Raw genomic sequence first — 15,625 nt, forward strand, 5'->3', positions numbered from 1 at the left:
ACACAAAGGAGCTTGGCGGCGGTACGTCCCTCGAAGTCACCCATTGCAGTCCCGGGGCCGTTATACTATACTGAGTCACAGTGGCGCATAACCGCGCGGCAGCTTAAGTTCATGGAGGTAGGGATCATGTCTCCGTTACACGTACAACTCAACCGGGTGCGCAAGCGTATCTGGGCCCAGACGGGGGTGGCCTGTCTGTCTACCGCGCTTTTATGGACCGCGTCCCTCGCCTGCGTGTGGCTTCTGGTATGCCGGCTCTTTCCTGTGCTCCCCTATACCCTTGAAGGCGCGGGGGTTATCGTGTTTATTGGCGTGGCTGCGGCGCTGGTTCTGGCCTGGCGGCAGCGCCCCGATATCCGCACGGCGGCCCTGGCCGCAGACGAACGCCTTGGCCTCCGCGAGCGACTCACTTCGTCCCTCGAACTTGCTGATCAGCACCATCCCATGGTGGAGGCGGTGCACAAGGACGCGCTGAAACATCTGGGCCTGCTGGAAGCGGGACGGGATTTCCCCCTCTTCCCTACCCGTCGCACGAAGCTGGCTATCGTCCCGATCCTCCTTTTCGGCGTGGGGTATGTGCTCCTGCCGGAATTTGACCTCTTCGGGTATCAGGAGCGGGCCCTGGAGGCGAAAGTTCAGGCCGCCGACCGCCAGGAAAAGGCGGAGCGCCTGGAAAAGGTGGCCAAGGCACTGAAGGCGCCGGAAAAGATGCCCGTCGGCGCGTTGGATGCCAAGGCGCTGGAACTGGAGAGCCTCTCCGAGAAACTGCAGGAAGGCAAAATTTCTGAGAAGCAGGCCCTGGCCAAGGTACAGGATCTTCGGGAATCGCTCCAGCAGGAAAAGCAGGCGCTGGAGTCCAAGTCTCAGTTGAACAAGAGTCTCGGCAAGGCCTCCGACTCCCCCCTGACCAAGGGTCTCGCGAAAGATCTCCAGCAGGGCAACGTAGGCGAAGCCAAGAAGAAATTGGAAGGCCTCCAGAAGAAGCTGGCTGCGGATAAACTGTCCCTGGAAGATAAGAAAAAGCTTTCCACCGAGTTGAAGGAGATGGCGAAGGAGTTGAGCAAGCCGGGCAGCACCCAGACCGACGCCGCGCTGGCGGAGGCCCTCTCCAAGGCTGCGGCCGCGCTGGATAGCAGCAGTCCCGATGGCATGAAAGAGGCTGCGGAGGCCTTGGCGCTTTCGGCGAAGGATCTGGAGTCCGTCATGCAGCAGCTTGCCCAGCTCGACGCGGCCATGGCCTCCATGAGCGCTTTTGAGAAGAGCATGATGGGCAAGAGTTCCTTCTGCCGCAGTTGCGGCGCCAAGCTTGGCAAGTGCACCCTGGGCTCGAAGTGCCAGGGCAACTGCGCCGGCAAGGACTGCTCCGGACAATGCGGATCCGGACAATGCAGTGGTTCCGGCTCGGGCGGCGGCAAGGCGGCGACCTTTCAAAAGGGCCTGGCCCTCGGCGGCGGCGGTAAAGGCGGCGGCATGAAAGGCCCCGGTCAGGGCCAGGGCGGCCAAGTGGGCGAACTACCCGACGTGAATGTCAGCCTGACCCCCACCATGCTTCCGGGGCAGGTGCAGGAAGGAAAAATGCTGGCCAGCATCATGCAGAAGACGGCGCCGGAGACCGATGCGGATAACAGCGTTGAGGTCATTTCAGGCGCGGTGGTACAGGCCCAGCAGGCGGCGGAAGAAGCCCTGACCCGCGAGGAGATCCCCCGCGGCTCCGAGGAGTTCGTCCGCCAGTACTTCGGCACCCTCGAGGGGGAAAAGCCGGCGGATTAGGTAGCATGCGTGCGATATCTTCAGGGGGCTGAATCATCGTGCTTCAGCGGTACAGAAGGGGAGTTGTTTGCGGAAACCAGGTGCGAAGTCAGGTTGGGGTTTGCGTCGGACGAAGCGGTCCAGGGCGGCGGCTTCATGGTGAACCGTCGTCGTTTCATGATCCTCTCGGGCCTCGGTCTGCTTTCCGCCTGCGGTGCGCAGCCGGGCGGTATCGCCGGGCCCGTCCAGACCTGGGGCAAGCAGGGCCGTCGCTTCGGCGAATTTCTGCGCCCCCGCGCCGTCGCCGTCAAGGCGGGCGAGGTCTATGTCATCGACACCACGGGACGCCTTCAGGTCTTTGGCGAGGACGGCATTTTCCGCCGCAGTTGGGACATACCCAAGCCGGACAACGGCACCCCCACCGCAATCACCTTTCATGAAAACGGGCGGGTGCTCGTGCCCGACACGCACAACAGCCGCGTGCTCGAATATACCCCCGAAGGCGAACTGCTCGATCAGTGGGGCAGCTATGGCAACGGCCCCGATCAGTTCATCTACCCCACCGGACTCGCCATGGGGTCCGGCGGCGAATATTTCCTCTCGGAATATGGCGATGGCGCGGAGCGGGTGCATGTCTTCGATGCCAACCGAAAGTTTCTCCGGCAATGGGGCAACCACGGCGAAGACCAGGGTCAGTTCAATCGCGCCATGGCCATCGGTATCAACAGCGCCTTTGAAATTGTCGTGGCGGACACGGCCAATCATCGGGTTCAGTGCTTTTCCCCCGAGGGCGCGTGGATTCGCTCCATCAGTGGGCCCGGCACGGAGCCGGGTCAGTTGAAGTTTCCCCACGACCTCTGCATCGGCCCGGATGACTGCGTCTACGTCGCGGAATACGGCACCCACCGCATTTCGCGCTTTGCGGCGGACGGCAAGTTCATTCAGGCCTATGGCGGCGCGGGCCGGCAGCCGGGCCAATTCAACGCACCCCGCGGCGTGGCGGTTTCCGAAAACAACCGCGTGTACGTGGCCGATACCGACAACCACCGCATTCAGGCCTTCGACGCGGGATCGGTCGCATGAGCACGCTGCGCTTCGCCGAACCCTGGATGTTGCTGCTGCTCTTGCTTATCCCCTGGGCCATCTATCGCGGCCTGTGCATCAAATCGCTCAACACCGCACGGCGCAACCTTACGATCATCCTCCGCACGGTATTGCTGTTGCTCGTTATCTTTGCGCTCGCGGGGGCCGAGTGGGTCCACCGCCGCGACCGCCTTGCCGTCTTTTTCCTTCTCGATCAGTCCAACAGCATTCCCGATGCCGTGCGCCTGGCATCCACCCAATGGATCCGCAACTACTGCGACACCTTCATGACCGAGAAGGACGAAACAGGCGTCATCGTCTTCGGGAAAGACGCCAGCATCGAGCTGGACGTGGACCCGACCCTGAATCTCGGCAGCATCCAGTCCTATGTTGAAGGCGATCAGACCGATGTGGCCGGGGCCGTTCGCCTGGCCATGGCGGCATTCCCCCAGGGCTACATGCGGCGCATCGTGATCTTCAGCGATGGCAACGAAACCCAGGGCGCAGCCCTTGAGGAGATCAAGCTGGCCCAGGCCGACGGCATCGCGGTGGATGTGGTGCCGGTTCATATGGAACGGCCAAGTGAAGTACGCATCGAGGAAGTGAGCACGCCCCAGCAGGCGAGCACGGAGGAACCCTTCCAGCTTCGGATTGTCGCCGAAGCGGATCAGGCCGGCAAAGCCACGCTGAACATCCTTCGCCGCTCGGGCAGTCAGCGCCAGATGCTCGCGCCGCAGGAAGTCCAGCTCCAGCCGGGCGACAATGTCTTCCTGCTTACGCAGGAGGCGGATCAGGCGGGCTTCTTCGAATACGAAGTCAGCCTCGAGAGTGAATCTGACACGATCCGGGAAAATAATGTCGGTCGCGCCTTCACCACGGTCCACGGCGAGCCCCGGGTGCTGTACGTGGACTCCGACGAAGTCGAGGGCGCCAACCTCCGCGAGGCCCTGGCCCGGGAGGGCATCCATGTTGAATACACCCATCCCGGCAATGTTCCACCGGACCTCGCCCAGATGCAGAGCTATGACGGGGTCATTCTCGCCAACGTCAGCAGCACCGAACTGAGCCCGGAGCAGCTCAACACGCTGGAGACCATGGTGCGCGATCACGGCATCGGGCTCACCATGATCGGCGGGCCGAACAGCTTCGGCGCGGGCGGCTACCTCAACACGCCCGTGGAGAAAGCCCTGCCCGTCTCCATGGATATTAAAGAGAAGAAGGTTCTGCCCCGTGGCGCGCTTGCGGCCATTCTCCATACCTGCGAATTCGCCGACGGTAACGCCTGGGCCGCCGAGATCGCCAAAGCCTCCCTGGAGGTGCTGTCCTCCCGCGATCTCATGGGGACCCTGGGCTACCTTCAGGGGGGCGATTCCTGGATCTTCGATCTCCAGCCCGTGGGCGACAAGTCCATGATGCGCAATACCATCGACGCCCAGAGCCGGAAACTGGGCGACATGCCCGATACCGGACCCACCCTTCAAATGGCCTTCAACGCCCTGAAGAATGCCGATGCCGGCGTGAAGCGCGCCATCCTCATATCCGACGGCGACCCGGCCGCCCCCGCCGCGAGCCTACTCGCTGCCTACGCCAGCGCGGGCATCTCCATCAGCACGATCTGCATTAACCCCCACAGCAACAGCGACCAGAACATGCTGCGCGACATCGCCAGGGCGACCGGCGGCGAGTATTACTTCGTCAACGATCCCCGCAAGCTGCCCCAGATTTTTACCAAAGAGGCGTCCGTGGTGAAGATGGGCGTCTTCCGCGAGGTTGAGTTCGTGCCTCAGACGCTCCACAGTTCGGAAGTGCTCGCCGGTGTGGCGACAGCGGCGCTCCCGTCGCTCAAGGGCTATGTAGTCACCTTCCCCAAAGATACGGCCACGGTGCCCCTCGTTTCGGATGAGGGTGATCCGGTGCTGGCCCACTGGCGCTATGGGCTGGGCAAGGCGGTGGCCTTTACCTCCGATTCCACAAGCCGCTGGGGCGCAAACTGGATGAACTGGGAGGGCTACGACCGCTTCTGGTCCCAGGCGGTCCGCTGGAGCCTCCGCGAGATCACGCCTTCCGAGTTCCGCGTGGAAACCCGCCGCGAGGACGGCTACGGCGTGGTCCGAATCGACGCGGTGGATAGCGAGGGCAAGTTTGTCAATTTCCTCCGGCCCACCGGTGTGGTGACGTCGCCCGACTTCAAGTCCCAGAACATCACGTTGACCCAGGAGGGACCCGGCATCTACGAAGGCCGCTTTCCCATCGCGGACACGGGGGTCTACATGGTGAACCTCGCTTACGCCGACGCCGATGGCACACAGCGCATGATCCCAACCGGGCTGGCCGTGGACTACTCGGCGGAGTATGAGTACAACACCACGAACATGCCCCTGCTGGAGAATCTTGCACTGGCCGGGAACGGGCGCATTCTCGACGAAACGATGAATCCCTTCGAGCACAACCTGGCGGCGTCGGCCAACATCTTCCCCATCTGGCACTGGCTCGCGGCGATCGCGGCGTGCCTGTTGCTTGTCGAAGTGTTCCTCCGGCGCGTGATGATTTCGCCCTTGATGGTGATCGCCCCCGCCTGGCGCCTTGTCCATGCCCTGCCCGGGCTCAAACGATTCATCCCAAAGCCGCCGAAGCGGGCTCAACCCGTCACGGGAACCTATCGCGCGGCGGCGCAGGAACACGACTTCGGAGCTCCGACAGAAATTCAATCCTTCGGCACCATCAGCGCGCCGACGGAGACTGTTGCCCCTACCGCGATCCGCACGGTGCCCGACGCCGTGCTGCAGGAAGAATCGCGGGGTAAGACCGACTACACCAGCCGCCTTCTCGCCGCCAAGGACCGGGCGCAGAAGAAGACCGACAAGAACAAAGGAGAGTAAACCATGGACGTCGAAAAACAGGCCGCCGAATTCCGCGAGGTCTTCGACAAGCTGAAGGACGAGATCGGAAGGGTCATCGTTGGCAGCACCGGCACGGTCGAGGCTGTGCTCACGTGCATCTTCGCAGGCGGCCACTGCCTCCTCGAAGGCGTGCCGGGCCTGGGCAAGACGATGCTCGTGCGCACTATCAGCGAAGCGCTCCACCTCCACTTCAGCCGCATCCAGTTCACGCCCGATCTGATGCCGGCCGATATCATCGGCACCAACATGCTCGTGGAGGATGCCCACGGGCACCGGCAAATGGAATTCCGCGCCGGCCCCATCTTTGCCAATATCATTCTGGCGGACGAGATTAACCGCGCCACGCCGAAGACCCAGTCGGCCCTGCTGGAAGCGATGCAGGAGCATACGGTTTCGGTGGCGCGTACCGTCCACAAGCTGCAGGAGCCCTTCTTCGTGCTGGCCACGCAGAACCCCATCGAAATGGACGGTACCTATCCCCTGCCGGAGGCCCAGCTCGACCGTTTCCTGCTCAAGGTCACGGTGGACTACCCCAGTCGCGAGGAACTCACGAAGATCCTCGACCGCACGACCAACCGCGATATCGCCACAGGCAATATCGTCATGGATGGCACGGAGATTCTGAAGTGGCAGGGCTTTGTTCGCGATGTGGTCGCCGCGCCGCAAGTGACGGACTATGCCGTGCGCCTCGTGCTGGCCACGCAGCCGGGCAGCGCCTATGCCACCGAAATGGTGAACAAGTACGCGCGCTACGGATCCAGCCCCCGCGGCGCCCAGGCCCTCCTCCTCGCCGCAAAGGTGCAGGCCCTCCGCGCGGGGCGCTTCAACGTGAGTTTCAAAGACATCCAGCAGGTGGCGCTTCATGCCCTGCGCCATCGTGTGCTGGTCAATTTCGAGGCCGACGCGGAAGGCATCACCTCGGATCAGATCGTCAAAGGCATCCTGGACGGCGTAAAGACCGCGGAGCTCGTTGCGTGAGTCTCGTCGCCCCCGATACGGGCCCCATCCTCGATGCGGCTTTTCTGCGTCGCCTCGAGCGCATGGCCATTTCCGTGAAAAAAGTGCACCTGGGCGCGGCCAAGGGCGAGCGCCGGAGCAAGCGCAAGGGCACGAGCATGGAGTTTGCCGACTATCGGGGCTATGTTCAGGGCGACGACCTGCGCCATGTGGACTGGAATATCTATAGCCGCCTCGACGAACTCTGTCTGAAGCTGTTTCAGGAATTCGAAGATATCACGCTGCACCTGCTGCTCGACGCAAGCCTTTCCATGAATTTTGGCACGCCGCGAAAATTCGAGTTCGGCCGCAAGCTCCTCGCGGCCCTGGGATATATCGGACTCGCGGGCTACGACCGGGTGTCCATCGGCCTGTTGATGGGCGGGCGCGTGGAAGCGCTGACGCCCGTGCGCGGCAAGGCCTCGGCCAATAAAATGCTCGCCTTCCTTCAGGATATCGCCCCGGAAGGAAGCACCAGCCTCGACGAAGCGGTGCGCACTTATGCCCTGCGCCAGCGCAGTCGCGGCGTCTACGTCATCATCTCCGATTTCATGGACGAACAGGGTTTCGAGGGCCCCTTAAGGCGGCTCTGCGCAACACGCTCGGACATCTATGTGATCCAGGTCCTCGCACCGGAGGAGATTACGCCCCAGCTCAGCGGCGATCTCAAACTCATCGACAGCGAGTCCGAAAGCGCCACGGAGATTTCCGTCAGCCGCGCGCTCATGAAGCGTTACTTCCAGAACCGCGATGCCTTCATCGAGCAAGTGCGCACCTATTGCCTGGGCCACGGCATGAGTCACTTTCTCGTGTCCAGTCAGACGCCGGTGGAGAATGTTCTCCTCGACGTGCTGCGCCGTGGAGGCCTCATCCGATGAACTGGATCAACGCCATCGCGAACAGCTTCATTGCGCCCCAGGCCTTCTGGTTTCTGGGGCTGATTCCCCTGCTCGTGCTGCTCTACATTCTCAAGCTGCGCCGATCCGAGGTGATCATCCCCAGCACCATGCTGTGGATGAAGAGCCTCCAGGACCTCACGGCCAACGCGCCCTTTCAGAAGCTCCGGCGCAATCTCCTGCTGCTGCTGCAGATTATCATCCTGCTCCTGATCGTATTCGCCTTGACCCGACCCTTTATTCAGACCAGCGGCATCGAAGGACGCAACCTCTGCCTTCTAGTCGACCACTCCGCGAGCATGCAAACCAGAGAAAACGACAAGAGTCGTCTCGATCTGGCCAAAGAGGAAGCGCTCAAGATTGTGGAGTCCATGGAGAGCGGCGACCGCGCCATGGTCATCGGCTTCGCCGAGTCCGCCAGCGTCCAGGCCGAACTCACGAACGACCGTTTTCACCTCCGCAACGCGATCAAAAGCCTGACGGCCCACGACACCCGGAGCAACGTGGAGGATGCGGCCCAAATCATTCGCTCCATCGCCCCCATCAACCCCGATGTGACCGCTGTCGTATCCAACCTGGAAGTCCTGATGTTCAGCGATGGCAACATCACCGAAGGCGACCGCCTGGCGGCCCTGAGCGTGCCCATCCAGTACATCCGCATTGGCGAAACCCGATACAACGCGGGCATCATCAATTTCAGCACCCGCGACGCGGACGGTGAGGGCGAAGGGCGCCAATGCTTCGTGCAGGTGTACAACGATGCGGGCACCCCACTGGACACCACCCTCACGCTCTATTTCGGCGAAGAGATTCTCGGGGTCGACGAATTGTCCATCCCGCCCGGCGACACCGATGAGGCCGTGTTCGTCCTGCCCGAGTTGCAAGATGGAATCCTCCGCGCGGAGCTGGATCACGAGGACGCGCTGGCGGTGGACAATCGGGCCTGGCTCGCCCTCCAGCAGGACACCTACATCGATGTGCTCATCGCGGGCGGCGCGGACAGCATCGGCGGCGCCATGCTGCGTCATGTATTCTCGCTCGAGCCGCGCGTACGCCTTTCCGTCACCACGCCGGATCAATACGCGGGCCTCACCGATTCCTTCGATCTGTATGTTTTCGACGGCTGGTCGCCCCCCACCCTTCCGGCGGGCGCCCTGATATTTATCAATACTCTGCCGTCGCTTCCGGGTCTCGTCTCCGTGGGCGAGCTCACCAATCCGCCCATCATGGCCCTGGACAAAGACCACCCCGTGATGCGATTCACCAATCCCAGCAACGTATCCATCGGCAAAGCGCTCAAAGTCACCCTGCCGGAAGGCGCGCGGACCCTGGTCTCTACGGACGGCGGCCCACTGGTGGCGGACATCAGCCAGGCCCTCCAACCCATGCTGTTCATTGCCTTCGACATCGGCGACTCCAACTGGCCGCTGCATCTCTCCTTTCCCCTCTTCATGCAGAACGTACTCGCGTGGGTGCCCGCGACCGGAAGCGGTGGCGAACCCACGCTGGCGACGGGCAGCGCCATCGAAATCCACGCATTGCCCGAAGTGGCCGAGGCCCACGTCCACACACCGGGCGGTACCGAACAGTCCATCGCCCTCGACCCGCTCCGTCCGGTCTACTTCGCCGCCACCAACACCGCAGGACCCTATGAGGTGGAGCGCGGCGAGAACCACCGACATTACGCCCTGAACCTACTCAGCCGCGAAGAATCCACCATTCACCCCGCCGAAACTCTCGCACTGGGCGACCTCCAAGTTGCCGTCGCCGAGGGACCTGTTACCTTCAACAAAGAACTGTGGCGCTGGCTGCTCCTGGGAGCCCTCGCCGTACTCGCACTCGAATGGTGGGTGTACACCCGCCGCGCGGAGTTTTGATGATGAGCTGGACAGAACGGATTTGACCACGGAGACACGGAAGCACGGAGAAGAAGGAGAGAGAGAGAGAGAGAGAGAGAGAGAGAGAGTGTGTGTGTGTGTGCACAATAGGAACAACCCCTAAAGTAAGTCAGGTAGTACTGGAGAGTGACCATCGAACAGAGGAGCGATGACATGTTGGAAGAGGAACTTACGGAAAACATTATCGGCGGTGCCATTGAGGTTCACAAGTACTGGGGGCCTGGACTTTACGAGCAGATCTACGAAAGAAGTCTTTGCCGGGAGTTGCAGCTTCGCGGATTGAAGTACGAACAGCAACTTCATTGTCCCCTGGTATACAAAGGGGAGACGGTGGGAGACGAACTCAAGCTCGACCTCTGGGTTGAGCGGCGAGTCATTCTTGAACTGAAGGTCGTGACGGAGCTCATGCCCAAACATGATGCACAAATATTGTCGTATATGCGGCTCACAAAATGTCGTGTGGGCCTCCTTATCAATTTCAATGTGGCGGTACTGAAGGACGGCATCAGGCGCTTCGTACTCTAGACACAAGCAATGCAGCACATTCCATACCCATACAGCACCAGAAACGTCCCGTGGAGCCAGACAACAATGCAGCAACCTCCCAACAATCTCCCACATGAAGGTCTCCTCTCGGAGTCCGCTGCCAAGTCGCCATGGAACTCCGTGTCGCCGGGTACCCCCCCTCTCTCTTCTCTTCTCCGTGCCTCCGTGTGCTCCGTGGTCAAATCAATTTCTCCCTGCCCTGTCGGATTTTCCCTGCTTCAAGCTATTCTCTTCCTCACTCCCCTCCTCGCCCTCGTGCCCGCCGCGGCCCAGGACGACACGCCGGACGAGACCATCCTCATCGACCTTACGATCAACCATGGCGTGGCCTACCGCGAGGGCACCTGGGTGCCGGTGGATGTGTTCATCAACAACACCGAGCGCGATATCGAGGGCTTCGTCGAAGTCACCACCTACGACTTCAGCAGCGAGCGCCTCAGCCCCGTCTACCGCGTTCCGGCCCTTTCTCCGAAGGGCTCCCGCAAACATTTCCGGCTCTACTGCAAGCTCCAACAGGCCAGCCGCGTCGAGGTCCAGCTTTACCACGGCAACCGCGCGGCGGTTCCCGTGCCCACCTGGGTCAATGTGGCGCCCATCGAGCGAAGGGACTATCTGGGCCTGGTGCTCGACAACAACCACCACGATTACGGGTTTCTCAGCAGCGAGCAGGTTATTGGCAAGACCGAGGTGCGCTTTCACCGTGAGGGGTTGAACACCGATCAGCTTGGCCTGCTGGCGGATCGCCTGCCCTGCTACACGGCCTTCGATCTGATCGTGATGGGCGATATCGACCCGGAGCGCATCGCCCCGGAGCACCGCGCGCTGCTCCAGCAGTACGTGGAACTGGGCGGCACCCTGGCCATCAGCCTGGGGGAGAACGCCGCGCGCTACAAGGGCTCGTGGCTTGAGCCGCTCATGGGCGTCGTCATCGGCGAGAACACTTTCACCCCCGAGGATACGCTGGCCAGCCAGGCCTTCGGCAGAGCGGGCGTGGCAAAGCGCGAAGGCATGGTCACCGCCCTCTCGCCCGCGGGGGAAAAGGTTCAAGCCATCGGAAGCAACTTCACCCTCGGCGCCTTGAACCCGGTGGGTAACGGACGCGTCGCCACCTTCACCATCGATACCGTCAGCGGACTGATGCACAATGATCCGGACTTCCTCCGCGTCTGGAATGACCTCCTGAGCCGAAGCATCATGGACCGGCCACTGAACCTTCCCGCAGTGATTGATGCCGCGGTACAACGCCTCCCCGCCCTCGCCGGTGTGAAGCTCTTTCCCGTTTCCTCGGTCATCACCTACCTCCTCCTGTATTTCTTCATCGCCATCGTCGGCAATTGGTTCTTCTGGAACTGGATGAAGCGTCGCGAGATGGCCTGGGTCTGCCTGGTCTTCTTCTCGCTCGCGTTCACGAGCTACGCGATGATCTTCGGCACCCAGGGCCGCGCGCGGAGCACGAAACTGGAGCAACTGGAGATTCTCGAAGTCAGCGCCAATTCCACCCGCGCGACTCTCCATGGCGTCACGGGCCTCCTCGCCAAGGGCAGTGGACGCTTTGAAGGTACCCTCATACATCCCCAGACCCTCGCGTCCGACGTCGTGTCCACCGTGTACACGCCCGACGGCGTCACCTTTGGCTCTCAGAGCCAGTCGCCCTTTCAATTTGTTCAGGGAGAACCGGGCACGGTTCAGAATGTCGCCGTGGGCGCGAGTGAAATGCGCTTCCTCCAGACCCAGGCGCCCCTCGACCTGTCCGGAACGCTGGAGGCGGACCTCGAAGAGGCGGATGGCAAGCTCAGGGGCACGATTCAGAACAAGACGGGACTGCTCCTCGGCCCCGCCATGCTGGTCTACAATGGTCGGGGAATGGCCCTCACATTGCCGGACGGCACGAAGAACGTCGATTTCAATCTGAAGGAGTTTCGCGGTCCTCGATCTGCAGTTTGGCAGCTCTCCCCCAACGATGCGATGACCGTCCCGGCTCTTTTCGAGCTTCAGGAGCGCAGCCAATTCTCCCAGTTTCTCTCTGAGATACCCCAATGGCTCTTCTCCGGCAATGGCTCGTCCCCGCCTCCCTGTCTGGTCGCGTGGGTGAACGCCCCACCCGTGGGGAGCATCGATCTCGGCACGTCCGCCGACGATGACCTCGGCGCGACCCTGGCCGTGATGTGGCTCAATGTGCGGCCGGAAAGCGCGAATGGGGAAGTGAGTCTGGCCGTGGAATTGCGGGACCCGCAGTTCGCGCAGGCGAATTATTATCCCATGATGCAGACGATGGGCGGGCGGGGAATGACGGATACCGCTTTTCCCGACGGATTGCCCCTTACGCCCGACGACTGGAGTCGGAAGGCCCGGGCCATCAACCTCGGCGAATTCTGGACGGTCAACGTTACCCTTCCCACCTGGGTCCGCGCGTCGGACGACTACCTGCTCCAATTCGAAATCGTGACGGCGAATGCCTCGTATGCTTCGGAGACCGGAGGGCGTCGCCGCTCCAACCTGGGGATTGAGGAATACCCCCACGCAGCCTGCGAAGCGACGACAACCACCTCCGGCCAGCGCACGGTGACGCTGCGTCTGAGCGATATGGAAAATCAGGAGCTGGAAATGCCCGGTCCGGCGGCCACCACAACCCCGCTGGAGAACAACGTTGTTCTGACGAGAGAGACCTATACGGTCGACGATTGGAAGGCGTGGTTACAGCCCCGTTCGTCAACCATCGCCCTGAAAGCCCAGGCCACCACCCTGGACGGCGGCACCGATCCGGTTGAGCTCACCCGGACGCGCGCGACGGCTCAGAACGCACACTATCACGCCTACATCGCCGCCCGCCTTGTCAAGCGCACACCCTCAACGGTTGGAGAATAATACCCATGGCCATGATTGAAACCATCAACCTGACCAAAAACTACAACAAGTTTGAGGCGCTCAAGGGCCTCAATCTGCAGATCGAAAAGGGCGACATCTTCGGCTTCATCGGGCCCAACGGGGCGGGAAAAACGACGACCATCCGCATCCTCTCCACGCTGTTAACGCCCACGGCGGGCCGGGCCACGATTAACGGCATCGACGTGATGCGGAACCCGTATGAGATCAAGAAGATCATCGGCTATATGCCCGATTCCTTCGGCGTATACGACGGCATGCGTCTCCGCGAATACCTTGATTTCTTCGGTGCGGCCTACAAGATTCCGAGCAAGCAGCGCCGCGCGATTATTGACGACGTGCTTACCCTCACCGACATGACGAGCCGCGCCGACGACTACGTGAGCGCCTTCTCCCGGGGCATGAAGCAGCGTTGCTGCCTGGCGAAGACGCTGATTCACGATCCCCAGGTGCTCCTCCTCGATGAACCCGCGAGCGGCCTCGACCCCCGCGCCCGCATCGAGATCAAGGAACTCCTCAAGGCCCTGCGCGACATGGGCAAAACCATCCTCATCTCCTCCCATATCCTCTCGGAACTGGGCGACATGTGCACGAAGATCGGCATCATCGAGCGGGGAACACTTCTGGCCTTCGGCAATCACAAAGAGATTCTTCGCAGCATGCGCCAGAACAAGGAGGTGCGCCTTCAGGTTCTCGACGGCGCGGACAAGGCCGCGGCCGTCCTCGCGGAGTTTCCCGGCATCGACAACGTAGAGCACGCGGGGAACGAATTCCAGATGGAGACCGCCATGAGCAACGAAGAGCTCGCAGGCGTCCTCACGAAGCTGGTGCAGGAAGGCGTGCGCGTGCTGTCCTTCAGCGAGCAGGAGGGAACGCTGGAAGATGTCTTCCTCCATGTGACCAAGGGCGGGATCTGAGCATGACCGCTTCCCCCGCCCTGGCCGTAATCAAGCGCGAACTCCTCACGGGCCTGCGCAGTCCCAAGCCTTTTCTCTTCCTGGCGGTGCTGCTGCTGATCATGATCTCGGCCCTCGTTTTCATGCTCGGCATCGTGGCGCAGGAAATGGTCCGCTATGGGGGAAGCATTTCCATCCGGGATGTCCGCAGCCTTTTCATGGTCTTCTCCTTCGGCCTCTATTTTAGCGCCATGCTGCTGGTGCCGCCCATGGCCGCCGTGTCCATCTGCGTGGAGAAGCAGCAGGACAGCTACGACCTGCTGCGGATGACCTATATCAGCCCCTTTGCCCTGGCCCTGGCCAAGCTCTTCAACGTCCTCGGCATCTACAGCCTGGTCGCCATCGCCACCCTGCCCCTGGTCGGCGTTTTCTTCTTTCTCGTGGGCATCGACTGGCCCCAGTTCGTCCAATCGGCGCTGATTATCGCCCTTTCGGCCCTGTCCTCCGCCGTCATCGGGCTCGCCTGCTCCGCGAAGTTCTATCGCACCCTGCCCGCCATCATGACGACCTACGCCATCGGATTTCTGCTCCAGGGCGGCATTCTTCTGCTCTTTGCCCTCGTGACCGAGGTGCTCTGGCCCTATACCTGGCTCAGTTCCCTTTTCAATCGCTTCGGGGAGGAGATTGTGGCCACGCTCTGCCCCATGTTCGCGCTCGTCGTCCTGGCGGAGGGTCGACTATCCGTCGTAATTCTTGGGGCGAGTATCTTCTATCAGTTCGCCATCATCGTCGTCGGCCTGAGGATCGCCCTGAGCATCCTGCGCAGACCCGCCGAACCCATGAAGGTGGACCAGGAAAAGCCCATCGACGATCAGGCGGTGCTTCAGGCGCGGCGTAAGAGTTTCCCGTACTACCTCATCGATCCGCGCCGACGCCGTGCGATGATCCCCGATGGCGCCAATCCGCTCTACCACAAGGAACTGCAGACCGGCCTCCTGGGCAAGGGCACCTTCAGTGTGCGCATCTTCTATGGCTTTACCATCTTCTGTCTCGTCGTGTCGATCTTTGCCGTCGTCGGCGGCGATTTCGGCATTCGCGATATTTCCGCCTTCATCGGGTGGCCCATACTGATCGACACCCTCCTCATCCTCATCCTGACCCCGTCGCTCGTCGCCATGGGCATGTCGAAGGAGCACGAGTGGGGCAATCTGGACATGCTCCGTATGACGCTGCTGGAACCGCGGCAGATCATCAATGGAAAATTTCGCACGGGCATGTATACCGCGCTGATTCCCGTGACGGCCGCCGTGCTCGGGAGCATCCCGCTGGGGGTATTCGGTTGGCACTCGGGCGAGGCCTGGGCCGCCGGCATAACGGGTTTCGGCACGATGATCATCTGTGTGTTGTACGTTCTCGCCATCACGCTCACGGCCACGGCAACCTGCAAGCGCGGCGTGACGGCGCTGCTGCTGGGCTATGGCGCCAGCATCGGCGCGCTGGTGCTCCTTCCCCTGACGCTGCTGGTGTTTCTCTATGCGGGTCGGACCTACACGCGAAATTTCAATGTCATCGGAGATTTCGAAGAGCACTTGATTTCCTTCACCTCGCCACTCTCGGCACAGCTCGCCAATCTGGAAAACACCGGCTACTACAACAACAACTCGATGTTCAGCCTGTACTGGCTCGCGAACAGCCTCTTCTTCGCCCTCGTGACCCTGGCGCTCTTCCGCTTCGCCGGACGCCGCCTCGCGCGGCACCTCCAGAAGGGAGTCGGATAA

The 15,625-nt window shown here is 61.7% G+C and carries 10 protein-coding genes; all 10 read left to right on the forward strand.

Features of this window, described 5'->3' with window-relative positions; genetic code table 11:
• Positions 1–126: 126 nt before the first annotated feature.
• The 10 genes from JNK74_13850 (at position 127) to JNK74_13895 (ending at position 15,625) form a co-directional block, all read left to right on the forward strand.
• The gene (locus tag JNK74_13850) at positions 127–1,770 is read left to right on the forward strand and encodes a hypothetical protein (GenBank protein MBL7647265.1); all 1,644 of its coding nucleotides are present in this window, start codon (positions 127–129) and stop codon (positions 1,768–1,770) included.
• Between the two features lie 93 nt (positions 1,771–1,863).
• Positions 1,864–2,832 (forward strand): hypothetical protein, encoded by a 969-nt coding sequence (locus tag JNK74_13855; GenBank protein MBL7647266.1) that lies wholly within the window; start codon positions 1,864–1,866, stop codon positions 2,830–2,832.
• On the forward strand, positions 2,829–5,711 hold the full coding sequence (locus tag JNK74_13860; protein ID MBL7647267.1) for a VWA domain-containing protein: 2,883 nt from the start codon (positions 2,829–2,831) through the stop codon (positions 5,709–5,711). Before JNK74_13855 ends, JNK74_13860 begins: the two co-directional genes overlap by 4 nt.
• Positions 5,712–5,714: 3 nt before the next feature.
• Positions 5,715–6,710 (forward strand): MoxR family ATPase, encoded by a 996-nt coding sequence (locus JNK74_13865; GenBank protein MBL7647268.1) that lies wholly within the window; start codon positions 5,715–5,717, stop codon positions 6,708–6,710.
• Entirely contained in the window at positions 6,707–7,606 is a 900-nt protein-coding gene (locus JNK74_13870; GenBank protein ID MBL7647269.1) for a DUF58 domain-containing protein, read from the forward strand. Before JNK74_13865 ends, JNK74_13870 begins: the two co-directional genes overlap by 4 nt.
• Complete coding sequence (locus tag JNK74_13875) at positions 7,603–9,501, forward strand: VWA domain-containing protein (protein MBL7647270.1); 1,899 nt, start codon at positions 7,603–7,605, stop codon at positions 9,499–9,501. Before JNK74_13870 ends, JNK74_13875 begins: the two co-directional genes overlap by 4 nt.
• A gap of 174 nt (positions 9,502–9,675) precedes the next feature.
• Complete coding sequence (locus JNK74_13880) at positions 9,676–10,047, forward strand: GxxExxY protein (GenBank protein ID MBL7647271.1); 372 nt, start codon at positions 9,676–9,678, stop codon at positions 10,045–10,047.
• Between the two features lie 195 nt (positions 10,048–10,242).
• Entirely contained in the window at positions 10,243–12,933 is a 2,691-nt protein-coding gene (locus tag JNK74_13885) for a hypothetical protein (protein ID MBL7647272.1), read from the forward strand.
• Between the two features lie 11 nt (positions 12,934–12,944).
• Positions 12,945–13,868: an ABC transporter ATP-binding protein gene (locus JNK74_13890; protein ID MBL7647273.1), complete on the forward strand. Its 924-nt coding sequence runs from the start codon at positions 12,945–12,947 to the stop codon at positions 13,866–13,868.
• 2 nt (positions 13,869–13,870) lie between these two features.
• Positions 13,871–15,625 carry a hypothetical protein gene (locus JNK74_13895; GenBank protein MBL7647274.1) on the forward strand — a complete coding sequence of 585 codons (1,755 nt, stop codon included), beginning with the start codon at positions 13,871–13,873 and terminating at the stop codon, positions 15,623–15,625.

This window comes from Candidatus Hydrogenedentota bacterium (assembly GCA_016791475.1).
Classification (GTDB): Bacteria; Hydrogenedentota; Hydrogenedentia; order Hydrogenedentales; family JAEUWI01; genus JAEUWI01.